At 74.4% G+C, this 22800-nt stretch carries 17 protein-coding genes; 12 read left to right on the forward strand and 5 right to left on the reverse strand.

All coding sequences use genetic code 11. The features are described 5' to 3' along the window. Positions 1-7 precede the first annotated feature (7 nt). The 4 genes from ACFQ80_RS07955 (at position 8) to ACFQ80_RS07970 (ending at position 4537) form a co-directional block, all read left to right on the forward strand. Positions 8-928, forward strand: coding sequence for a glycosyltransferase family 2 protein (locus tag ACFQ80_RS07955; protein ID WP_430552325.1), 921 nt, complete (start codon positions 8-10; stop codon positions 926-928). Positions 929-1056: 128 nt separating this feature from the next. Beyond that, complete coding sequence (locus tag ACFQ80_RS07960) at positions 1057-2214, forward strand: ROK family protein (protein ID WP_430563267.1); 1158 nt, start codon at positions 1057-1059, stop codon at positions 2212-2214. Then, positions 2211-3167, forward strand: coding sequence for a ChbG/HpnK family deacetylase (locus ACFQ80_RS07965; RefSeq protein ID WP_430552323.1), 957 nt, complete (start codon positions 2211-2213; stop codon positions 3165-3167). The genes ACFQ80_RS07960 and ACFQ80_RS07965 overlap by 4 nt, the downstream gene beginning before the upstream one ends. Beyond that, positions 3164-4537, forward strand: coding sequence for an MFS transporter (locus ACFQ80_RS07970; protein WP_430563268.1), 1374 nt, complete (start codon positions 3164-3166; stop codon positions 4535-4537). The genes ACFQ80_RS07965 and ACFQ80_RS07970 overlap by 4 nt, the downstream gene beginning before the upstream one ends. Here the strand turns inward: ACFQ80_RS07970 and ACFQ80_RS07975 are convergent. Then, on the reverse strand, positions 4483-5739 hold the full coding sequence (locus ACFQ80_RS07975; protein WP_430563269.1) for an MFS transporter: 1257 nt from the start codon (positions 5737-5739) through the stop codon (positions 4483-4485). The two genes, ACFQ80_RS07970 and ACFQ80_RS07975, sit on opposite strands and share 55 nt — an antisense overlap. 279 nt (positions 5740-6018) lie before the next feature. Here ACFQ80_RS07975 and ACFQ80_RS07980 point away from each other — a divergent pair, with 279 nt between their 5' ends. Further along, on the forward strand, positions 6019-7575 hold the full coding sequence (locus tag ACFQ80_RS07980) for a SulP family inorganic anion transporter (RefSeq protein WP_430563276.1): 1557 nt from the start codon (positions 6019-6021) through the stop codon (positions 7573-7575). Positions 7576-7622: 47 nt separating this feature from the next. Next, positions 7623-8651 carry a prolipoprotein diacylglyceryl transferase gene (lgt, locus tag ACFQ80_RS07985; RefSeq protein WP_430563270.1) on the forward strand — a complete coding sequence of 343 codons (1029 nt, stop codon included), beginning with the start codon at positions 7623-7625 and terminating at the stop codon, positions 8649-8651. Here lgt and ACFQ80_RS07990 read toward each other — a convergent pair. Beyond that, complete coding sequence (locus ACFQ80_RS07990; RefSeq protein WP_430563271.1) at positions 8534-13258, reverse strand: hypothetical protein; 4725 nt, start codon at positions 13256-13258, stop codon at positions 8534-8536. The genes lgt and ACFQ80_RS07990 overlap by 118 nt on opposite strands. Before the next feature lie 71 nt (positions 13259-13329). Further along, positions 13330-14445, reverse strand: coding sequence for a diacylglycerol/lipid kinase family protein (locus ACFQ80_RS07995; protein WP_430552318.1), 1116 nt, complete (start codon positions 14443-14445; stop codon positions 13330-13332). 172 nt (positions 14446-14617) lie between these two features. On the opposite strand from ACFQ80_RS07995, the gene serS reads away from it, so the two are divergent. Together serS and ACFQ80_RS08005 are read left to right on the forward strand one after the other, a co-directional pair. Beyond that, positions 14618-15889 carry a serine--tRNA ligase gene (gene serS, locus ACFQ80_RS08000; protein WP_430552317.1) on the forward strand — a complete coding sequence of 424 codons (1272 nt, stop codon included), beginning with the start codon at positions 14618-14620 and terminating at the stop codon, positions 15887-15889. Continuing rightward, entirely contained in the window at positions 15886-16722 is an 837-nt protein-coding gene (locus ACFQ80_RS08005) for an HAD family hydrolase (RefSeq protein ID WP_430563272.1), read from the forward strand. The genes serS and ACFQ80_RS08005 overlap by 4 nt, the downstream gene beginning before the upstream one ends. On the opposite strand, the gene map is transcribed toward ACFQ80_RS08005, so the two are convergent. Then, positions 16706-17488: a type I methionyl aminopeptidase gene (map, locus tag ACFQ80_RS08010; RefSeq protein WP_430552315.1), complete on the reverse strand. Its 783-nt coding sequence runs from the start codon at positions 17486-17488 to the stop codon at positions 16706-16708. The genes ACFQ80_RS08005 and map overlap by 17 nt on opposite strands. 224 nt (positions 17489-17712) lie before the next feature. Here map and ACFQ80_RS08015 point away from each other — a divergent pair, with 224 nt between their 5' ends. The 3 genes from ACFQ80_RS08015 (at position 17713) to ACFQ80_RS08025 (ending at position 21163) form a co-directional block, all read left to right on the forward strand. Next, entirely contained in the window at positions 17713-19104 is a 1392-nt protein-coding gene (locus ACFQ80_RS08015) for an ABC transporter substrate-binding protein (protein ID WP_430552314.1), read from the forward strand. Positions 19105-19214: 110 nt separating this feature from the next. After that, positions 19215-20204, forward strand: a complete 990-nt coding sequence (locus tag ACFQ80_RS08020; protein WP_430552313.1) for a carbohydrate ABC transporter permease — start codon at positions 19215-19217, stop codon at positions 20202-20204. Then, entirely contained in the window at positions 20201-21163 is a 963-nt protein-coding gene (locus ACFQ80_RS08025; RefSeq protein WP_430552312.1) for a carbohydrate ABC transporter permease, read from the forward strand. The genes ACFQ80_RS08020 and ACFQ80_RS08025 overlap by 4 nt, the downstream gene beginning before the upstream one ends. A gap of 94 nt (positions 21164-21257) precedes the next feature. Here the strand turns inward: ACFQ80_RS08025 and ACFQ80_RS08030 are convergent, their stop codons facing one another. Then, positions 21258-21713 carry a DUF805 domain-containing protein gene (locus ACFQ80_RS08030; RefSeq protein ID WP_430552311.1) on the reverse strand — a complete coding sequence of 152 codons (456 nt, stop codon included), beginning with the start codon at positions 21711-21713 and terminating at the stop codon, positions 21258-21260. Positions 21714-21961: 248 nt separating this feature from the next. Here ACFQ80_RS08030 and ACFQ80_RS08035 point away from each other — a divergent pair, with 248 nt between their 5' ends. Next, complete coding sequence (locus ACFQ80_RS08035; RefSeq protein ID WP_430563277.1) at positions 21962-22792, forward strand: DMT family transporter; 831 nt, start codon at positions 21962-21964, stop codon at positions 22790-22792. Positions 22793-22800 lie beyond the last annotated feature (8 nt).

The raw sequence follows: 22800 nt of genomic DNA on the forward strand, positions 1-22800 counted from the left end.
GGGAGTCGTGAACACGGACCACGGGGCGACCCGCACGGGCGCTGAGGTGTCCACCAGCCAGGACGAGGCCGGCGAGCGGAACTCCGTCGCCGGCGGAGACGGCAGCGTCGCGACGACGCGCGTGGGCGCGCTGCCGGTCGCCAAAACCCCGCGGCCGCCGGCCGCGCAGGGGCGGCGCAACCCGCAGCGCGTCGCGGTAATCATCCCCGCGAAGGACGAGGCGGCGCGCATCGCGGCGACCGTGCGCTCGGCCCGCGCGATCCCGCACGTCGACCTCGTGCTCGTGGTCGACGACGGCTCGACCGACGACACGCAGCACGTCGCGCGCGACGCGGGCGCCGTCGTCGTCCGGCACTCGCACAACCGTGGCAAGGCGGCCGCGATGGAGACCGGCGCGGCGGTGGTCGCGATGCGCGACGCCGACGGCCGCGCCCCGCGGCTCCTGCTGTTCGTGGACGGGGACCTCGGCGACACCGCCGTCAACACGGCGCCCCTCGTCGCCCCGGTGCGCGAGGGCGTTGCCGACCTCGCGATCGCGCTGCTGCCGAAGCAGACCGGGGCGGGCGGCCGCGGCATCGTCGTCGGCACGGCGCGGCGCGCCATCCAGCACCTCACCGGGTGGAGCCCCAGCCAGCCGCTGTCCGGCATGCGCTGCCTCACCCGCGAGGCGTTCGAGGCGGCGACGCCGCTGGCGCACGGGTGGGGCGTCGAGACGGGCATGACGATCGACCTCCTGCGGCAGGGGTACGTGGCCGTCGAGGTGCCGTGCGATCTCAAGCACCGCGCGTCGTCGAACGACCTCAAGGGCCAGCTGCACCGGGCCGGGCAGTACCGGGACGTGGTGCTCGCGGTCAACGCGCGCCGCGTGCGCGGGGCGGTGGACGCGGTGCGCGGCATCGGGCGCTCGCACGAGAGCGCGCAGTCCTGACCGGGGCTCTCGGGTGCCGATCTGGTGCCTGAGCAGCGCCGACACCTCGCGTCGACAATGTCGCCGGGGCGTGGCTAGGCTCGCAGCGCCGGGACGAATGCGTCCCGTCCCGCCCCGACGGAGGCCAGATGCCCACCACCCCTGACACCGGAACTCCCGGCCCGCTGCGCGGGTCCGACGTCCTGGAGGTGCTCGACGCGCTGGTGACGCACGGCCCCGCCGACGAGGCCTCCGCGGCCGAGGCGACGGGCCTGCCGCGCCCGACCGTCGCGGCCGCGCTCGCAGCGCTCCGGGCGAGCGGCGCGGCTGCCGCCGACGACACCGAGGGCGGGTTCCGGGTGGACCCGGACGCCGCGTTCGGGCTGGGGGTGGACGTCGCCCGCGACCGGGTGCGGGTGGCCCTGGTGGACGCGACCGGCGCCGTCCGGGCGCGGGCGGAGCGGCGGGACGTGCAGCGCACCCCCGTGGCACGGGCGCGGGCCGCGGCGGTGCTGGCGAACTCCTGCCGGGAGGACGTCGAGGCGCGGCTCGAGCCGGGCCGCCGCGTCGAGGTGAGCCGCGCGGTCGTGGCGTTCCCCGCCGTCGTGGGCGCCGACTGGACCACGGTGCTGCACGTGCCCGGGTACGAGAAGGGCGGCACGGCCCTGCACGACGCCCTGGTGGACGCCCTGGGCTGCCCCGTGACGCTGGACAACGACGTGAACCTGGCCGCCGTGGCGGAGCAGCACCGGGGGGCCGGGCGCGGGCGCTCGTCGTTCGTGACGGTCTCGTTCGGCGAGGGCTTCGGGGCGGGCATCGTGCTCGACGGCCGGGTGCACCGGGGCGCCGCGGGCATCGCGGGCGAGGTGGCCTTCCTGCCGCAGCCGGGGCACGCCCTCGGCGAGCAGGTGCTGGGCGACGCCGCGATCGCCGCGCTGGCGAAGGACCACGACCTGCCGGAGGACATCACCGTCCGTGAGCTGCTCGACCGTGCGGAGCACGGCGACGGCGTGGCCGACGAGGTCGTCGCGGAGCTGGCGCGCCGGGTCGCGGTCATCGTCGCGTCGCTGGCGATCGTGCTCGACCCGGAGGCCTTCGTCCTGGCCGACCAGGCCGCGCGCCCCGCGATCCACGAGCGGGTCGCCACCTACCTCCGCGACCGCATCAGCGTCCTGCCCGTGCACGTCGACGCCTCGCCGCTCGGGGCGGACGGCGCCGTGCTGGGCGCTGCGTGGGCGGCCGGCGAGGCGCTGCGCGCCCGCGTGGCCGACGCCGCGGCGTCGGCCGTCGACGGGGTCGCCCGGTGAGCGCGGCCGACGCGCCGCCGTCCGACCTCGTCGCCCGGCTCGGGCTCGCCCCCGATGCCCGCGCGATCATCCTCAACGCGGACGACCTGGGCATGTGCCGCGCCGCCAACCGCGCGATCCTGCCGCTGCTCGGCGACGGGTTCCTGGACTCGGCGACGGTGATGGTGCCGTGCCCGTGGGCGCCGGACGCCCTCGCGGCGGCCGCGGCCGACCCCGGGCTGGACGTGGGCGTGCACCTGGTCCTCACCAGCGAGTGGACCCGTTACCGGTGGCGCCCGCTCACCGGCACGGGCACGTCGCTGGTGGACGACGCGGGCTACTTCCCGTCGGCGGTCGACGTCGTCGAGCGGCAGGCGCGCGACGAGGACGTCGCGGCGGAGCTCGCGGCGCAGCTCGACGCGGCCCTCGACGCGGGGGTCGACGTCAGCCACCTGGACAACCACATGGGCTCGGTCTACGGGCTGGCCACCGGGCGCTCGTTCCTGCCGCAGGTCCTCGGGCTCGCGGCGACGCGCGGCCTGCCGTTCCGGCTGCCGCGCTCGCTGGACGGCCTCGGGGCGATGGGCGCCGACCCCGACGCGCCGGGGTCGCAGGCGATCCTCGACACCGCGACCGCGGCTGCCGACGCGGCGGGCGTCGTCATCCTCGACCGGCTGTGGACGCACCCGTTCGAGCTGGCGGGGGAGGGCACCTCCGACGCGGAGGGGTACGAGGCCGTGAAGGCGGGCTTCCTCGACCTGCTGCGCGGCGTGCACCCGGGCGTCACGGAGATCTTCCTGCACCCGATGCTGCACGACGACGAGCTGCGCGACGCCGTCGACTATGCGGCACCCAAGCGCGGCTACGAGGAGCGGCTGCTGCGCGACCCGGACGTGGCCGCCGTGATCGCCGCGGAGGGCGTGGTCCGCATCGGCTGGCGCGACCTGCGTGCCGTGCAGCGGGGCGAGCGGTGAGCGGCACCGAGGCCAGGACGGGCGGGCTCGCCCGGCTGCGCGACCGGCGCCTCGAGGGGGCGCCGACCCGGGCGCAGGCCGTGGCCTACGGGGCGTCGGCCTTCCCGGCGAACCTCATGCTGCAGACGTTCTCCGCGTTCGTCGTCTTCTTCTACGTCGACCACCTGGGCGTGCCCGCCGGCTGGGTCGCGGGCGCGATGGTGGCGCACGGCGTCCTCAACGCCGTCCTCAACCCGGTGGTGGGCGCGGCCTCCGACCGTCGCCGCACGCGCTGGGGCCGGCGGGTGCCGTGGATCGTGCTGGGCATCGTGCCGCTCGTCGTGTCGTTCGCGCTGGTGTGGGCCCCGCCGTCCCTGTCGCCGGCGGGGCTGGTCGTGTGGTTCCTGCTCGTCGTCGCGGTGTTCGACGTCGCGTACGTGGCGGTCGTGCTCAACGTGTCCGCGCTGTTCCCGGAGATCTTCCGCACGACGGCGGAGCGGGCGCGCGGCAACAGCCCGCGGCAGCTCTTCGCGCTGGTCGGGATGATCCTCGGCACGGCGGGCGCGCCGCTGCTGTACGACGCGATCGGCTGGGCCGGGATGGGCGTGGCGCTCGCCGTGGTGTGCGCCGGGTTCTTCGCCTGGTCGCTGCTGGGGATGGTGGAGCGCGACGCCGACGACGCGGTCCGGGCCCGGGAGTCCGCCGTCGGGCTGCGCGACCAGCTGCGGTACACGTTCGCCAACCGCGCGTTCGTCACGTACGTGCTCGGGTCGCTGCTGCTGCAGAGCACCACGGCGGTGCTGCTGGCCGGGATCCCGTTCTACGTGAAGTACACCGTGGGCGGCACGGACGCCGACGCGACGCTGCTGCTGGCGCCGATCTTCGTGGCCGCCATCCCCGCGATCTGGGGCTGGTCGTTGGTGGTGCGGCGGCTCGGGCCGCGCACCACGATGCTCGCCGTCGTCGCCGTCTACGGGCTCGCGACCTGCCTGTACCTGCTGCCCACGACCGTGCTCGGCGCGGCGGCGGCGGGGCTCGCCGTGGGTCTCGGCGTCGCCGGCCTGATGCAGGTGCTGGAGGTGGCCCTCGGCCAGGTGATCGACGACGACGAGCGCCGCACCGGGCTGCGCCGCGAGGGCATGTACTTCGGTGCCAACGGTTTCGTGGTGCGCGGGTCCGTCGTGGTGCAGGCGGTCGTCGTGGCCGGCGTGCTGGCCGCGAGCGGGTACGTCGAGGGCGTGGCCGTGCAGGTGCCCGAGGTGGCCACCGGCATCCGCCTGCTCATCGGCGGCGTGCCCGTGGTCCTCGCGGCCCTCGCCTTCGTCTGCTTCTGGCTCTACCCCTTGCGCTCGGCGGCGCCGAGCGCGCCGGCTCCCGCCGTCACGCCCTGATCCGGGCCGGCGTCCCGGCGGGCGACGAGCCGGTTGAGCCGTTCGGACATGAGCAGGCCGAGGGCCACGAGCACGGCGAGGAACAGGGGGAACACCCAGGCTCCCGCCCAGGTCGAGAGCACGCCGAAGACGGGCGGCGCGAGGGTCGAGCCGGTGTAGGCCGCGGCCATCTGGATCCCGATGATCGCCTGGGAGCTGCGGGCGCCGAAGTTGGCCGGCGTGGAGTGGATGATCGCGGGGTAGATCGGCGCGCACCCGAGCCCCGCCACCACGAGCCCGGCCAGGGCGGGGACCGGCGTGCCGACGGGCAGGGCGATCAGCAGGACCCCGAGGCCGACCGCCGCGAAGCCGCCGCGGATCAGCTGCTTGTCGCCGACGCGGTCGGCGAAGAAGCCGGCGAGGAACCGCCCTGCGGTGATGCCGAGGAGGAAGAGGGAGGCGAACGCGGCCGCGGTGGCGTCCTCGACGCCGCGGTCGGTGACCAGGTACGTCGAGGCCCACAGGATCGCGGTGCTCTCGAGCGCGCAGTAGGCGAAGAACGCGGCCAGGACCAGGGCGACCCCGGGGATCCGTAGCGCCTGCGCGAGCGGGACGTGAGAGTCGCCGCTCCCCGACGGCCCGGCGTCGGCGGCGTGGTCGGCCTGCGGGGCGGGCCGGGCCTTCTTCCAGAGCGGGATGCTGAGGATCAGCACGGCCGTCAGCACGGCCTGCGTGACACCCACGATGCGGTAGGCGCTGGACCAGCCCAGGCCCGAGGTGAGGGCGTAGCTCATGATGAACGGGCTGATCGAGGCGCCGAGGCCCCAGAAGCTGTGCAGCCAGTTCATGTGCCTCGCGGCGTAGTGCAGGGCCACGAAGTTGTTGAGCGCGGCGTCCACCGCGCCCGCTCCGAGCCCGTACGGGACGGCCCACAGGCACAGCAGCCAGAACGAGCCCGAGACGGAGAAGCCCACGAGCGCGGCGGCGGTCAGCCCGACGCTGACGGCGGTGACGACGCCGGCGCCGAACCGCCGCGTCGTCCGCTCGGACGCCAGGCTGGAGAGGATCGTCCCGCCGGCGATGATCATGGTGATGATGCCCGCGAACGCGACGGGGACGCCGAGGTCCTGGTGCATGACGGGCCAGCCGGCCCCGACGAGGGAGTCCGGGAGCCCGAGGCTGACGAAGGCGACGTAGATGATCGCCAGGAGGAGCGAGTACACGGCGGGGCGGTCGCCTTTCACGGGCTGTCGGCTGAGGACGGGCGACGACCATCGTCGCAGCCCGGCGGGCGGCGTGCCCCGCCGTCCGCCGCTCCCGCCGTCCCACCGGCGGGCGCCGAGCCGTTCGCGCGAAGGGGCGGCCGGGTAGAGTCTGCGCGCGCCCGGCCGTCGAGCCCGCACGTCGTGGCGCCCCCGCCCCACGTCGCGACGACGCGCGTCCCCACCCGATCGAACGGAGACCGCGTGCCCCGCGACCAGCGCGCCGACCACCCCGCCGCCCTGACGGAACGCTCGGCGCGCTCGGTCGCCGGGCCGCCGGAGGCGGGCTCCGAGGGCTCCTTCCGCGCGGCGTTCTCCTCGGCCCGCCGCCTGCGCACGGAGGTCCTGGCCGGCCTGGTGGTGGCCGTCGCGCTGATCCCCGAGGCGATCGCGTTCTCGATCATCGCCGGCGTCGACCCGCGGATCGGCCTGTTCGCCGCGTTCACGATGGCGGTGACGATCTCGTTCGTCGGCGGCCGCCCGGCGATGATCTCGGCCGCCACGGGAGCGGTCGCGCTGGTGGTCGCGCCCGTCGTGCGCGACCACGGCCTCGACCACCTCGTCGCGACCGTCATCCTGGGCGGGATCCTCCAGGTGGTGCTCGGCCTGCTGGGCGTCGCGAGGCTCATGCGGTTCATCCCGCGCTCCGTGATGGTCGGCTTCGTCAACGCGCTGGCGATCCTCATCCTCACCTCGCAGGTGCCGCACCTGGTGGGCGTCCCGTGGGCCGTCTACCCGCTCGTCGCGGCGGGCATCGCGCTCATCGTGCTGTTCCCGCGCCTCACCCGCGTCGTCCCCGCCCCGCTCGTGGCGATCGTGCTCCTCACGCTCGTCACCGTGGGCGCGTCCCTCGCCGTCCCCACCGTGGGCGACGAGGGCGCGCTGCCCGACTCGTTGCCCACCCTGTTCCTGCCCGACGTCCCGCCCACCCTCGACACGCTGCGGATCATCGCCCCCTACGCGCTCGCCATGGCGCTGGTCGGGCTCATCGAGTCGATGCTGACCGCCAAGCTCGTCGACGACATCACGGACTCCCGCTCGAACAAGACCCGCGAGTCGTGGGGGCAGGGCGTCGCGAACGTCGTCACCGGCCTCTTCGGCGGCATGGGCGGCTGCGCCATGATCGGCCAGACCATGATCAACGTGAAGGTCTCGGGCGCCCGCACCCGCCTGTCGACGTTCCTCGCCGGCGCCTTCCTCCTGGTCCTCGTGGTCGGGCTGGGGGACGTCGTCGCGATCATCCCGATGGCGGCGCTGGTCGCCGTGATGATCATGGTCTCGGTCGGCACGTTCGACTGGCACTCGGTCCGGCCCTCGACGCTGCGGCGCATGCCCCTCTCGGAGACGGCGGTCATGCTGGCCACCGTCGCCGTCACCGTCGCCACCCACAACCTGGCGTACGGCGTCGTCGTCGGGGTCGTCGTCGCGGCCGTCCTGTTCGTGCGCCGCGTCGCGCACCTGACCACGGTCACGCGCCTCGACGCCGACGAGGCCGCCGGCGAGGCCGCCGGCGAGGCCGCCGGAGACCCCGGCGAGCGCGTCTACGCCGTCGTCGGCGAGCTGTTCTTCGCCTCCTCGAACGACCTCGTCTACCAGTTCGACTACGCCCGCGACCCGGGACGCGTCGTGATCGACCTGACCGAAGCGCACGTGTGGGACGCCTCCACCGTCGCCGCGCTGGACGCCGTCCAGCACAAGTACGCCGAGCACGGCACGACGGTGGAGTTCCGCGGCCTGAACGCCGACAGCGCGCGGCGGCTCGAGCGCCTCGCGGGCCGGCTCGGCGCCGGCCACTGACCTCGGCGGTGGCCCGGAGGACGACACCCGCACGGTAGGTTCGGGCCATGCCCCCCATGCCCTCGATGACCGCGATGCCCGCTGTCGGAGGACTCCCCACCTCGATCCCCAGCCCCGACCCCGCGTGGGCGGTGCTCGAGCTCGGGCCGTTCTCGGTCCACGTCTACGCGCTGTGCCTGCTCGCCGGCATCGCGCTGGCCACGTGGATCACGCACCGGCGCCTGGTCGCGCGCGGCGCGAGCCCGGAGGTGACCCTCGACATCGTGATGTGGGCGGTGCCGCTGGGCATCGTCGTCGCGCGGATCTACCACGTGCTCACCCACCTGGGCGACTACTCGGACGGCACCGGGCCGTGGGGCTACTGGGAGTGGGTGCGCATCTGGGACGGCGGGATCGCCATCTACGGCGCGCTCCTCGGCGGTGCGCTCGGCGTGTGGATCGGGTGCCGGCGGGCGGGCCTGCGCTTCTGGTCGTTCGCGGACGCGCTCGCGCCCGGCATGCTCGCGGCCCAGGCGGTCGGCCGGCTCGGCAACTACATGAACCAGGAGCTGTTCGGGGCACCCACGACGCTGCCCTGGGGCCTCGAGATCGACCACCCGGTGGCCGGGTTCCCGGACGACACCCTGTTCCACCCGCTGTTCCTCTACGAGATGCTCTGGAACCTGCTGGGCGTCGCCGTCCTGCTCCTCGTCGAGCGGGCGGTGCGGCGGCGCGCCGAGGTCCGGGCGGACGCCGTCGGCGAGCCCGGGTACGGGCTGCGCTGGGGCCGGCTGTTCGCCCTGTACCTGGTCTGGTACGGGCTCGGTCGCAGCTGGCTCGAGGCGCTCCGCATCGACCCCACGAGCAACGAGTGGCTCGGCGTCCCGGCGAACATCTGGACGTCGTTCGTCGCCGTCGCGCTGGGCGTGGCGCTGTTCGTCGTCCGGGGCCGGCAGCACCCGGAGCCCGAGACGTCCGTCTACGTGCCGGGTCGCTCCGCCTCGTCGGACACGGCAGAGGCCCCTGACGACGCCGACACCTCCGCCGGCGCGGGTCCCTCGGACGACGCCGGCACCCGCTCGGGCGACGCCGGCTGACGCGGCTCGTCGGGGTCGCCGGTCATCCACGACCGCAGCACGATCGACCCGACGAGCGGCACGGCGGCGGCGAGCATGATCGAGACCATGCGGATGCCGTAGTCGTTGACGACGGCGCCGCCGACGCCCGCGATGATCAGGCTGACGAGCACGGGCCGCAGCAGCGGCCAACCGTCCTCGGTGCGCTGCAGCCACCGGGCCCGCAGGCGGGGCCCGCCCCACAGCACCGCGGCGAGGCCGACGAGGACGGCGAGCGCCAGCCACGCGGGCACGCCGCCGCCCAACGAGCGCAGGGCGTAGCCGGCCTTGCGGGCGATGGTCTCGAGGGCGGTGCCGTCGACCACGGACTGCACGAACGCGCCGAGGTGCGTGCGTTCGGCCGGGGGCCGCAGCCAGTCGACGACGCCGATCGCGGCGACGAGCGCCACGCCCGCGAGCCCGGCGAGGATCAGCCGCTTCCACGTGACGCGGGCCTCGACGACGCCGAGCACGAGGACGACGAACACGGGCACCAGCACGAGTCCGCCGCCGACGTCGGCGCCGAGGGTGGGCCAGACGCTCACGACCAGGGTCACGAGGCCGACCGCCGAGGCGACCACCCCGGCGGGGATCCTGCCCCAGCGGCGCCGCACGGCCGTGGCGAGCCCGGCGGCCGCGACCACGGCGGCCGTCGCGTAGATCGAGTACGTGGGGTTGCCGAAGCCGTAGTAGCGGCCGCCCAGGGTCGGGGCGGAGCCCAGCGGGCTGCCGCGGTGCAGGGGCGTGCCGAGCACCGCGTCGATCGTGAGGACGAGGAAGGTGAGCGTGGCGATCACCGTCGCGCCCGCCCACGCGGGCCGGCGGGGCGCGAGCGCGCCGACGAGCGCCACGACGACGGTGCTCAGGCCGAGCGTCACCCAGAGGGAGGTGGCGGGCTCGGCGAGGCGCCACCAGCCCCACGCGGTCATGAGGAACGCGGCGGCGGGCACCGCGGCGCACACCAGCAGGACGGCGTCGAGCACGCGCGCCGACCTCCCCGCGGCCCGCGGCCACGTGCGGCGCAGGCGCGGCAGCAGCAGGACGACCAGGGCGAACGCCGCGAGCCCCACGTAGGCCGGGGTGGTCGTGACCGTGCCGGTCGTGACCCGCAGCATGTGGTCGCGCTCGGTGAGGCCGGCGAGCTCGCGCACGGTGGCCCCGGTGCCACCGGGGCGCTCGGCGGCGAGCTCGATCGGCGAGCCGCTGAGGTCGGCGGGCACGGGCAGGCCGAACGCCGTGACGAGCGTGGTCGGCACGTCGAGCAGCCGCACGACGCCCAGCCAGTGCGTGGCGCCGGACGTGAGGTAGGCGGGCGCGTCGTCCGCGTCCGCGTCGGCCACGCCGATGCCGAGGGACGGGCGACCGGGGGCCGGGTTGCCGACGTCCATCACCAGCACGGTCGCGTCCGCGGGCACCGCCGCCAGCACCCGGCCGACGGTCGCGTCGACGGTGCGCAGGGCAGCATCGCGGGCGGGGCCGTCGGCCGTGGCGTCGTCGGTCAGCGGGACGAGGCCCGTGTAGACGTCGGGGTCCGGGTGGTACGGCGCGCTGCCGGCGTCGACCAGGGTGACGGGGCAGGAGAAGGTCCCGGCCGGGTCGGCGAGCGCCGCGTCGAGGTCGCGGTAGCGGGCCACCGTCCCGTCGCGGCCGGCGAGGGCGAGGGCCGCGCCGGGGGCGACGGCGGTCGCGCAGACGCCGCCGTCGTCGAGGGCGTCGCCGAGCACGCCGAGGGTCGGGCGGAACTCGGACGACGACTGGAGCGCGGCGAGGTCGTCCCACCCGTCGACGGTCGCGGCGCCGTCGTCACCCGTGCCGCCGCCGGCGTCGTCGGGCGCGACGTCCCACGGCGCGCACGACCAGGCGCCGTCCGTGGTCTGGCCGGTCACGGGGCTGCGCCCGGAGGACAGGCCGAGCCACCCGGCGGCCGGGCACGTCGCCGAGGCGCCGCCGACGGCGGGCGTCACGCCGGCACCGCTGGCGCCGTCGCGCAGCAGCTCCCACAACGTCGGCGTGGCGGACGGGCTGACGTCCTCCCAGCGCACGCCCTGCGTCCCGACGATGACCACGGGGTGCGCGTCGTCGACCACGGGGGTCCCCGTGCCGGAGACGTCGCCCGCCCGCGCGGACCCCGACCCGGGCAGCGCCGTGGTGCCGACGAGCAGCGCGACGAGCAGCCCCGCCGACGCCCCGACGAGCACGGCCGGCACGCGGGAGAGCACCGGCCCGGCGGCGCGCGCGGCGTCGTCCCGGGGTGCCGCGGCTGCCCTGCTCGCGTCGTCGGCGTGGGCGAGCCGCCCGGCGAGCAGCACCGGCAGCGCGAGGGCGAGCACGATGGCGGCCACCGCGACGCCGGAGTCGTTGAGCAGGGTGCCGACGGCGGCCGTCACGACCAGCGCGACGACGAGCCGCCACAGCACCGGGTCCTGCCGGTACGCGCGGGCGAGGCCGTCCAGGCGCGCGCGTCCCGGGGCGAGCACGGCCCACGCGGCGGCGACGCACACGAGCAGCGCGGCCGCGCCGGCGGGGTTGGCGACCGTGGCCCAGGCGCCGGCGGCCTTGCCGGCCACGACGCCGAGGGCCTTGCCCTCGACGACGGACTTGACGAAGCCGCCGAGGTGGCTGCCCGGTCCGGGCAGCAACCAGTCCACGACGGACACGACGGCGACCAGGAGCACGGTCCCCGCGGCGACGAGGAGCACGCGCCGCCAGGTGATCCGCACCCCGGCGACGCCGAGCGCCAGCACGGCGAAGCCCGGGACGAGGGCCAGGATGCCGCCGAAGTCCGCGCCGAACGGCGGCAGGCCGTCGACCAGCACGGTCACCACGCCCACGGCGGCCACCGTCCACCCGGCCCGCGCGGGGCTGCCGCCGCGGGCGCGCACGGCCGCCGCGAGCCCCGCGGCGAGCACCAGGCCGACCACCGCGTAGACCGCGAAGACGGTGTTGGAGAAGCCGTAGAACCGCGCCCCGAGCGACGGCGCGGGGCCCAGCAGCGAGCCCTGCTGCAGCGTCGTGCCGGTGAGCCCGTCCACCGTGACGACCAGCCAGGTCACGCCGGCGAGGCTGGTCGCGAGGCGCCACGGCGACGGCGGCAGCAGGCGGCGCGCGAACCACGCGACCAGCGCGGCGACCAGGGCCGCGACGGTGAGCGCCAGCACCAGCGTCGTCACCGGTGACGGCGCCGCCCACCAGCGTGACAGGGTCGCCAGCGACGCCGCGACGGGCAGGCTCGACGCCACGACGAGCACGGCGAGGCCCACGCGTCGGCCGTACCGCGGCCGGGTCGGCCGGGCGGCGTCGGGCCCGTCGAGGCGGGCGCCGCGGCGGCCGGCGAGCAGCAGGGCGCCCACCACCACGACGTCGGCCAGGCCCACGAGCCCCAGCACCAGCGGGGACAGGCGCGGCACGGTGTCCGTGAGCACGCTGAGGTACTGCCGGTTCTCCACCGTGCGGGAGACGGAGATGCGGCGGTCGTCGCCCCGCTCCAGCGGGGACCCGGTGAACGGCGCGAGGGCCGGGGTGAGCGTGTCGTCGGCCTCGTCGGTCCCCTCGCCGGTCGAGGTCTCGTCGTCCGTCGCGGCGTCGTCCTCGGGCGCGGTCCCGGACAGGGCGCCCCCGGTCACGGTGTCGGCGAGGGTCGCGGACAGGTCCGCCAGCACGACCACCCCGGCCCAGCGGGACGACGTCGAGGTGAGCCACGTCGCGCTGCCGCCGGGCGACGTCCAGTCCACGACCACCTGGAGGTCAGCAGGGCCGAGCGGCGTGTCGGAGATCCCCGCCACCACGAGACGCCCCCCGGCGGGCAGCAGGCCGGCGAGCCGGCCCACCTGGGCGTCGAGCTCCTCGACGGCGGCCGTGCGCTCGTTCGCGGCGTCGGGCAGCACGCCCAGGTCGACGACGGTGGCCGGGCATTCGGCCACCTGCGCGGCCGTGAGCCGCCCCGCGTCGGGGAGGTAGCGCGCCACGTCGCCGGAGGCGTCGGCGAGCGCGACGGCGGCGCCCGGGCCGACGGCGGTCGCGCAGGCCCGCGCGACGTCGGTGACCTCGCCGAGCGCGCCCGGTTCGGCGGCGTTCGGCGTCAGGGGGTCGCTCGCGGCGAGCTCCGTCCACCCCGGCACGTGCGTGCGCTCCGTGCCGTCCTCGGTGCCGTCCTCGGTGCCGCTCGCGGTGCCGCCCGCCGTCGTGCGGGGCACGGGCACGGTGGTGCAGCCGAGCGCGGGGGCGCCGTCGTCGGGGGCCCGCCCCGACTCCTCCTCGTCGGCGTCCGCACCCTCGACGAGAGTGGGCTGCGCGACGGCCTTGCTGCCCGCGGACAGGGTCAGCCACCCCTCGACCGGGCAGGTGGGGGTGAGGGTGCGCACCGCGATCGACGCGACCGAGCCGCCCCCGATGAGGCGCCACAGGTGCGGGGTGCGCACCGCGTCGACGTCCGACCACTGCAGGCCCGACACGCCGGCGAGTACCAGGGGGGTCTCCGGCGGCTCGGCGTCCGCCGGCGCCGGGGCCGCGGACGCCGCCGGCGCTCCGAGCAGGAGGGCGGCGAGCAGGGCGAACGTCGACGCGACGAGCGCGCGGGCGGGGCGGATCACGCGGGCCAGCCTATGCACCGCCCGGTCGCGGGGGCCGCGTGGTCGCCGCGGGACGCCGGACGTTCACGCGATCATCCCGTCCGGACCACGAGCGCGCCGGGCTCGACCCAGGTCTCCAGCTCGACCGCGTTGCCCAGGGGGTCGCCGTCCACCTGCGCCTGCTCGCCGTCGTCCACCCGGATCACCGCGCGGCGGGCACGGGTGTGGTCGATCCGGCCGATCTTGCCGGGCAGGTCGTTGCGCACGCCGAGGCCCTGCGCCACGACCTCGCCGAACAGCTGCGCCCACCCGGCCAGGCCGCCGCGGGTGTCGATGGCGGCGACGTCCAGCTCGCCGTCGTCGATGACGGCGTCGGGCAGCAGCGTGATGCCGCCCGGCAGCCGGCCGCAGTTGCCGACCATGATGCTGCGCAGCCGCGCCTCGACGGGCTCGCCGTCGTCGAGGCGGATGGTCGCGCGCATCCGCCGGCCGTGCAGGTGCCGCGCCCCGGCGAGGAAGTAGGCCACCCAGCCGACCTTGGCCTTGAGCTGGTCGTCCGCGTCGGCCACCATCGCGGCGTCGAAGCCCAGACCCGCGATGACGAGGAAGAGGTGCGCCTGGTGGGGGTCGCCGTCGACGAGGGGCTCGGCGTCGGGGGCGAACTCGCTGACCCGGGCGCGGCCGACGTCGATGGCGCGGTCGGTGCCGCCCAGGACGATGGCGACCGCGTCGGTCACCGACGTGAGCGGCAGGTCGAGGTTGCGGGCGAGCAGGTTCCCGGTGCCGACCGGGATGAGGCCCATCGGTCGGCCGGTGCCGGCCAGGACCTCCGCCACGGCCCGCACGGTGCCGTCCCCGCCCGCGGCGACCACGACGTCCGCCCCGTCGGACAGCGCCCGCCGGGCCTGGCCGGTGCCGGGGTCGTCCACCGTGGTCTCGTAGAACAGGGGGTCGGGCAGGGCGGCGTCGCCGCACACCCGCTCCACGACGGCGCGCACGTCCGCCGCGCCCTCCTTGGAGGGGTTGATGACGACGGCGAGCCGCATCCCGCGGGCCTCGCCCTCCTGCGCGCGCCCGGCGTCCCGCGCCGCGAGGACGTGCTCTCGGGTGCGGGCCCTGCGCCACAGCACCAACGTCGCGGCGAGCGCGCTCAGCACGAGGGCCAGCGCGACGACCAGCGCGACGATCTCCGCGTACTCGTCCGGCATGACGGCAACCTACGACGGATCGGGCTGCCGGACCCGGCGAAGTCGCCCATCTCACGCCGAGGTGGCACCGAACCCGCCGAGGTAGCACCGGACCCGCCGAGGTAGTCCGGCACCGCGGACCACCGCGGATATCCGTGGGGCCGTGCGCGGCCCGGCCGTTAGGCTTGCGGGCGTGATCGACCTCCGACTGCTGCGCGACAACCCCGACGTCGTCCGTGCGAGCCAGCTGGCCCGCGGCGACGACCCCGCCCTCGTGGACGCGGCGCTCGACGCCGACGCGCGCCGTCGCTCCTCCCTCACGGAGTTCGAGTCGCTGCGCGCCGAGCAGAAGGCGCTCGGCAAGAAGGTCGCCCAGGCGCAGGGCGAGGAGAAGGCCGAGCTGCTGACCCGCACCAAGCACCTCGCGGAGCAGGTCAAGGCGCGCCAGGCGGAGGCGTCGGGCGCCGAGAAGCAGCTCGACGAGCTCCTCTACGGCATCGCGAACGTCGTCGAGGGCGCCCCGCCCGGGGGCGAGGACGACTACGTCGTCGTCAAGGAGGTCGGCACGCCGCGCGACTTCGCGGCCGAGGGCTTCGCCCCGCGCGACCACCTGGAGCTGGGCGAGGGCCTCGCGGCGATCGACACCGCGCGCGGCGCCAAGGTGTCGGGCTCGCGGTTCTACTTCCTCACCGGCATCGGGGCGCGCCTCGAGCTGGCCCTGCTCAACGCGGCGGTCGACCAGGCGGTGGGTGCGGGCTTCACGCCGATGATCACCCCGACGCTGGTCAAGCCGGACACCATGCGCGGCACCGGCTTCCTCGGCAGCCACGCGGACGAGGTGTACCACCTGGAGAAGGACGACCTGTACCTGGTCGGCACCAGCGAGGTGGCGCTCGCGGGCTACCACGCGGACGAGATCATCGACCTCTCGGCGGGCCCGAAGCGGTACGCGGGCTGGAGCGCCTGCTACCGCCGGGAGGCCGGCGCCGCGGGCCGCGACACCCGCGGGATCATCCGAGTGCACCAGTTCCACAAGGTCGAGATGTTCAGCTACTGCGACCCGGAGGACGCGGCCGCCGAGCACCAGCGCCTGCTGGCCTGGGAGGAGGCGATGCTCGCCAAGGTCGAGCTGCCCTACCGCGTCATCGACACCGCCGCGGGGGACCTCGGCACCTCCGCCGCGCGCAAGTTCGACTGCGAGGCGTGGCTGCCCACCCAGGAGCGTTTCCTCGAGCTCACCTCGACGTCGAACTGCACCACGTTCCAGGCCCGCCGCCTGGGCGTGCGCGAGCGGACCGTCGACGGCACCACGCGACCGGTCGCCACGCTGAACGGCACGCTGGGCACCACCCGCTGGATCGTCGCCATCCTCGAGAACCACCAGCAGGCCGACGGCTCGGTCCGCGTGCCCGAGGGCCTGCGGCCCTACCTGGGCGGCCTCGAGGTGCTCGAGCCGGTCGCGTGAGCGGGCAGCCGGCTCAGCAGGCCACCCGGCGGCTCGTCGCCCTCGACATCGACGGCACCCTGCTCGGGTACGACGGCGGCCTGTCGCCCGCGGTGCGCGACGCCGTCGCGGCGGTCCAGGCGGCGGGGCACCACGTGGTGCTGTCGTCGGGCCGGTCGCTCATCGCGATGACGCCGGTGGCGGAGCTGCTCGGCATCACGACCGGCTGGATGGTGTGCTCCAACGGCGCGGTGACGGTGCGCCTGGACCCCGGGCACCCGGACGGCTGGGAGCTCGACGAGGTGCGTACCTTCGACCCGGGGCCGGCGCTGCGCCTGCTGCGCGAGGAGCTTCCCGACGCTCGCTACGCCGTCGAGGACATCGGCGTCGGTTTCCGCATGAACGCCCTGTTCCCCGAGGGCGAGCTGGACGGTGTCCACCAGGTCGTCGACTTCGAGCAGCTGTGGGCGCGCGAGGTGACGCGCGTCGTCATCCGCAGCCCCGAGCGGACGCCCGAGGAGTTCAGCGCGATGGCCGCCCGGATCGGGCTGGGCGACGTCACCTACGCCGTCGGCTGGACGGCCTGGATGGACGTGGCCCCGAAGGGCGTCACGAAGGCGTCCGGCCTGGAGCGGCTGCGCGAGCGGCTCGGCGTCGACCCCGCGGACACCGTGGCCGTCGGCGACGGGCGCAACGACGTCGACATGCTGCGCTGGGCCGGTCGCGGCGTCGCCATGGGGCACGCCGACGCCGTCGTGCGGGCGGCCGCGGACGAGGTCACCGGGACGGTCGCCGAGGACGGCGTCGTGCCGGTGCTCCTCTCTCTGCCCCGGGGGGTCAGCCCCGCGCGGTGAGGACGACCGGGCCGTCGTTCGTGACGGCGATGGTGTGCTCGCTGTGGGCGCCGCGGGAGCCGTCGGCGGAGCGGAGGGTCCACCCGTCGGGGTCGGTGAAGATCTCGTCGGTGGTCTCGAGGAACCACGGCTCGATGGCGATGACGAGGCCCGGCTTGAGCGGGAAGCCGCGGCCGGCGCGGCCGTCGTTCGGGATGTGCGGGTCGCCGTGCATGGTGCGCCCGACGCCGTGGCCGCCGAAGTCGGTGTTGATCTCGTAGCCCGCGCCCCGCGCCACCTTGGCGATCGCGGCGGAGATGTCGCCGACCTTGTTGCCGACGGTGGCGGCGGCGATCCCGGCCTCGAGCGCCGCCTCGCTGGTCTCGATGAGCTTGGCGTCCGCGGCCGCGCGCTGCGGCGAGGCAGAGGTGCCGACCACGAACGAGACGGCCGAGTCGGCCACCCAGCCGTCGACCGACGCGGCGAAGTCGAGCGTCAGCAGGTCCCCGTCGCGCAGGGCGTAGTCGTGGGGCAGCCCGTGCAGGACGGCGTCGTTCACGGACGTGCAGATCACCTTGCCGAAGGGCATCGCGCCGAAGGACGGGTGATAGTCGATGTAGCAGGACTCGGCGCCGCGGTCGCGGATCATCCGGTGCGCGACGGCGTCGAGCTCGAGGAGGTTCACCCCGACGTCGGCGGCGTCGCGGACAGCCGTGAGCACCTCGGCCACGAAGCTCCCCGCGGGGCGCATCTGGTCGATCTCTCGCGGGCTCCTCAGCTCGATCATGGCGGTCCTCTCGGAAGGTACGTGACGGGGGTCCGGGTCCCAGGGTGTCACGAATCGTCACCGAGTCGTGACCGTGAAACGACTTGCAGGAACTTGCACCTGCAGGTGGGGGTGCGGTGAACTCTGGAGGGAGGCAGTATCCCGGTCAGGGGGACCAGGGGATCACGGGCCGCCGATCGGCGGGAACACCTCCGTGGACCACGACGCAGTGGAGGAGCTCGGCAATGACCAGACGAACGACGACGGCGCGGCGACGCGTACTGGCGCTGGCGGCAGGCGGTGCGGGCCTCGCGCTCGTGCTGGCGGCGTGCAGCGACCCCGACGGCGAGGGTGGTGTCGGCGAGGAGGAGACCAGCGCCTCCAGCGCGGAGATCGACTGCTCCGCCTACGACGAGTTCGGCGACCTGGACGGCAAGACGGTGAGCGTCTACACGTCGATCGTGGACCCGGAGGGCGCCACCCAGCAGGACTCGTACAAGGCGTTCACCGAGTGCACGGGCGTCAAGATCGACTACGAGGCGTCGCGCGAGTTCGAGGCGCAGCTGCTGGTCCGCATCAAGGCGGGCAACGCGCCCGACATCGCGTACCTGCCGCAGCCGGGCCTGCTCAACACGATCGTCAAGGACTACCCGGACGCCATCCAGCCGGCCCCGGACGCCACCGCCAAGAACGTGGACGAGTTCTGGAACGAGACCTGGAAGGGCTACGGCACGGTCGACGGCACCTTCTACTCCGCGCCGCTGGGCGCCAACGCGAAGTCGTTCGTCTGGTACTCGCCGTCGATGTTCTCCGACGCCGGCTACGAGGTGCCGCAGACGTGGACCGAGCTGATGGACCTCACCCAGAAGATCCACGACGACACCGGCGGCCAGGTCTGGTGCGCGGGCGTCGAGTCCGGTGACGCGACCGGCTGGCCGGGCACCGACTTCATCGAGGACATGATGCTCCGCACCGCGGGCGTCGAGGACTACGAGAAGTGGTACACCCACGAGATCCCGTTCAACGACCCCAAGGTCGTCAAGGCGTGGGACACGGCGGGTGAGATCCTCAAGAACCCGGACTACGTCAACGCGGGCCTCGGCGGGGTCGACTCCATCGCGACGCAGTCGTGGACCGACGCGGGCAACGGCATCCTCGACCAGCAGTGCTGGATGCACCGGGCGGCGAACTTCTACCAGACGCAGTGGCCGGAGGGCACCGAGGTGTCCGAGGACGGCGACGTCTTCGCCTTCTACCTGCCCACCGACCAGACCGACGTCAAGCCGATGCTCGGCGGCGGCGAGTTCGTGGCGGCGTTCAACGACCGGCCCGAGGTGCAGGCCTTCCAGACCTACCTCTCCAGCGCGGACTGGGCCAACCAGAAGGCCCTGTCCACCCCGGACGGCGGCTGGGTCAGCGCCAACAACGGGCTCGACCCGAACAACCTCTCCACGGAGTTCGACCAGTACGTCGCCGGGGTGCTGGCCGACCCGAACACGGTCGTCGCGTTCGACGCGTCCGACCTCATGCCAGGCGAGGTGGGTGCCGGCACGTTCTGGACCGGCATCGTGAACTGGCTGACCGGGTCGAGCACCCAGGAGGTCACCGACAAGATCGAGGCGTCCTGGCCGAAGTGAGCCGGCTCGCCGCGTGATCCCGCTCGACCGCGCGGTCCGGGGGCGTCGTCGGACGTCCCCGGACCGCGCGCCGCTCGCGTCTCCGTCCCGACTCCTCGAGGAGGTCATCGATGACCTGGTTGCTCGAGCCTGACACCACGGGGCAGAAGTTCTTGCTCATGGTGGTCGCCGTGGTGCTCTTCGCCGCGGTGATGGGCCTCATCCTGTTCCTGGTGGACCGGCCGAAGCGCATCCCGTCGTGGGTGGTGGCGGCCGGCTTCGTCGGCGTGCCGCTGCTCTTCCTCGCGTACGGGCTGCTCCGCCCCGGCCTGATCACCCTCTGGCAGTCCTTCTTCAACCGCAACGGCACCGAGTTCATCGGGCTCGACAACTACGTCACGGCGTTCACGCAGAGCCAGTTCCAGCAGGTGCTGCTGGTCACCGCCGCCTGGGTGATCCTCGCGCCCCTGCTGAGCGCGGTCATCGGCCTCGGGTACGCGGTGCTGGTCGACCGCACCCGGTTCGAGAAGCTCGCCAAGGCGCTCGTGTTCGTGCCGATGGCGATCTCGATGGTCGGCGCCTCGATCATCTGGAAGTTCGTCTACGAGTTCCGTCCCGACCAGGCGAACATCAACCAGATCGGGCTGCTCAACCAGCTGCTGGTGTGGGTCGGCCTGCCACCCCAGCAGTTCCTCATCGGCCAGCCGTGGAACACCTGGTTCCTCATCGTGGTGATGATCTGGATCCAGACCGGGTTCGCGATGACGGTGCTGTCCGCGGCGATCAAGGCCATCCCGGACGACATCGTCGAGGCCGCCCGCCTCGACGGGCTGCACGGCTTCGGGATGTTCCGCTACATCACGGTGCCGAGCATCCGGCCCGCCCTCGTGGTGGTGCTCACCACGATCGCCATGGGCACGCTCAAGGCCTTCGACATCGTCCGCACGATGACGGGCGGCCAGTTCGGCACCCAGGTGGTGGCCAACGAGTTCTACACGCAGGCGTTCCGGCAGGGGAACCAGGGACTGGCGGCGGCGCTCGCCGTGGTCCTGTTCATCCTGGTGATCCCGATCATCGCGTACAACGTGCGGCAGATGCGCAAGTCGGAGGAGATCCGATGACCTCGACCCCCACCCCCGGCCAGGCCGTCGCCGGCTCCGCTCTCGACGACGACGTCCCTCAGGCGGGCGTCCGCAAGCTCTCGCGCCTGGAGCGCCGGGCGATCGCCACCAAGGGCAAGCTCAGCTCCCCGTGGGCGTCCGGGATCGCGATCATCATCGCCATCCTGTGGACGATCCCGTCGCTCGGGCTGCTCATCACGTCGTTCCGCCCGCAGGAGGACATCCGCCGCACGGGCTGGTGGACGGTGTTCGGCGACCTGTTCACCGGGGACGCCCAGTTCACGATGGACAACTACAACGAGGCGCTGTACGGGAACAGCAACGACCTGTCCACGTTCTTCGTGAACTCGTTCGTCATCACGATCCCCGCGGTGCTCATCCCGATCACGCTCTCGCTGCTCGCGGCGTACGCGTTCGCGTGGATCAAGTTCCCGGGCCGGAACTTCCTGTTCGTGGCCGTCTTCTCGCTGCAGGTCGTCCCCTTGCAGATCGCCCTGGTGCCGCTGCTGGCGGACTACGTCGACTGGAACGTCAACGGCAGCTTCTGGACGGTGTGGCTCTCGCACTCGATCTTCGCGCTGCCGCTGGCGATCTTCCTGCTGCACAACTTCATGAAGGACATCCCGGCGTCCCTCGTCGAGGCGGCCCGCGTCGACGGGGCGGGGCACGTCAAGATCTTCTTCCGCGTGCTGTTCCCGCTGCTGGTCCCGGCGATCGCGTCGTTCGGCATCTTCCAGTTCCTGTGGGTGTGGAACGACCTGCTCGTCGGCCTGACGTTCGCCGCCCCCGAGTATCAGCCGCTGACGGTGAAGATCGCGGAGCTGGCCGGCACGCGAGGAGGGGACTGGTACCTGCTCACCGCCGGAGCGTTCATCGCGATGGTCGTGCCGCTGATCGTGTTCATCGCGCTCCAGCGGTTCTTCGTCCGCGGGATGCTCGCGGGCGCGGTCAAGGGCTGACGGCCCGCGAGGGACGCACCGCACGCACGGACGACGACGGCGGCCCGGGCACCCGCCCGGACCGCCGTCGTCGTGCGTCGTCCGCCCGCCGCGGTCAGACCGCGGGCGGGGGGACCGGCGCGCCGTACGGCGCGGCCGGGGTGGCCTGCAGCCCCCTCGGGTCCGCGCCGAAGCGGTTCGGCCCCACGGTGCCGGCCGTCACGTAGAAGACCAGCATGATGATCGGGCCGGCCAGCGGGATGAAGGTCATGAACCAGAAGAAGCCCGACTTGTCCTGGTCGTGGAGGCGGCGCACCATCACGGCGAGCGTCGGCAGGACGAAGGCCAGCCCGGTGAGGCTCATCAGGCCCGAGACGACGTAGAAGGCCGCGCCGTAGGTGCGGGTCGCCGGGTCGAGCGTGGCGTTGCCGGCGATGCCGAGCAGGACGCCCTCGACCAGGAAGACGAGCACCACGAACAGGTACCAGAACCAGAACTCGGAGCGACGCGCGCGGCCGGAGAACGTGGCGTACTGCGAGAAGACGGACTTGATGGCGTCCGGGAAGGACATGACGGCCTCACAGGGTCGATGGGGAGGGCGGCGGGCCGATGGCTCCGCGAGCGCGCGTTGTCGCGCGCCGGCCTGACAGCCCCGCGAGCGTAGGGCGCGTGCGCACGTGACGTCCAGGGGTCGTCCACGTCCCGTCCACATCGTGGGTGGGGAGTCCTCCCCGTCGCGGGTTCGGGCCGGATGTGCTGCGCCCGTATGCTCCGGGAGTGTCGACCGCCGCCCCCTCCCCGCGCGGAGCGCTGGACCGCGTGCCGGCCCCCGCGCTGTTCCTGGTCTCGGGGCTCACCCTGTACGCGGGCGCGGCCGTCGCGGTCGGCCTCTTCGACCGCCTGGGGGCGCCGACCGTCGGCTGGTGGCGCATCGCCCTCGCCGCCGTCGTCCTCCTCGCGTGGCGGCGCCCGTGGCGACGACGCTGGACCCGCCGGGACCTCGTCGCGGCCGCGCTGTTCGGCGTCGTCCTCGCGGCGATGAACGTCGTGTTCTACGTGGCCGTCGACCACCTGCCCCTCGGGGTCGCCGTCGCGATCGAGTTCCTCGGCCCGGTGGCGGTCGCCGCCGTCACGGGGCGCGGCTGGCAGGAGCGGGCGGCCATCGTGGTGGCGGCGGCCGGCGTGGTGCTGCTCGCGGGCGTCACCCTGGGCTCCGGGATCCCGCGCGAGGACGCCGTGATCGGGCTGACCGCCGTCCTCGTGGCCGCCGCGTGCTGGGCCGGCTACATCGTCCTGGGCAAGCGCGTCGCCCACGCCGGGTCCGGTGTCGACGGGCTCGCGGTCGGCATGGCGGCGGGCGCCGTCGCCTTCGCGCCGTTCTTCGCGTGGTCGACGCCCGAGGTCGTGACCGACCCGCCCCTGCTGCTGTTCCTGCTGGTCGTGGCGATCTGCTCGTCCGTCGTCCCGTACGTGCTGGACCAGGTGGTGCTGCGCCGGGTCGGCATGGCCACGTTCTCGGTGCTGCTCGCCCTCCTGCCCGCGACCGCCGTCCTCGTCGGCGCGGTCGTGCTGCGACAGGTGCCCACCTGGCCGGAGTTGGCCGGCCTCGCGCTCGTCTCCGGCGCGATCGCCATGACGGCGCGGTCCTGACGGCGGTC

The sequence above is a fragment of the Isoptericola sp. NPDC056578 genome (assembly GCF_042793275.1).
Classification (GTDB): Bacteria; Actinomycetota; Actinomycetes; order Actinomycetales; family Cellulomonadaceae; genus Isoptericola.

Excerpts from the sequence above, each read along its gene's own strand:
- ACFQ80_RS08015 (WP_430552314.1), top strand. The coding sequence starts at position 17,713 with ATGACCAGACGAACGACGACGGCGCGGCGACGCGTACTGGCGCTGGCG.
- ACFQ80_RS08020 (WP_430552313.1), top strand. The coding sequence starts at position 19,215 with ATGACCTGGTTGCTCGAGCCTGACACCACGGGGCAGAAGTTCTTGCTC.
- ACFQ80_RS07960 (WP_430563267.1), top strand. The coding sequence starts at position 1,057 with ATGCCCACCACCCCTGACACCGGAACTCCCGGCCCGCTGCGCGGGTCC.
- ACFQ80_RS07995 (WP_430552318.1), bottom strand. The coding sequence starts at position 14,445 with ATGCCGGACGAGTACGCGGAGATCGTCGCGCTGGTCGTCGCGCTGGCC.
- ACFQ80_RS08025 (WP_430552312.1), top strand. The coding sequence starts at position 20,201 with ATGACCTCGACCCCCACCCCCGGCCAGGCCGTCGCCGGCTCCGCTCTC.
- lgt (WP_430563270.1), top strand. The coding sequence starts at position 7,623 with ATGCCCCCCATGCCCTCGATGACCGCGATGCCCGCTGTCGGAGGACTC.
- map (WP_430552315.1), bottom strand. The coding sequence starts at position 17,488 with ATGATCGAGCTGAGGAGCCCGCGAGAGATCGACCAGATGCGCCCCGCG.
- ACFQ80_RS08030 (WP_430552311.1), bottom strand. The coding sequence starts at position 21,713 with ATGTCCTTCCCGGACGCCATCAAGTCCGTCTTCTCGCAGTACGCCACG.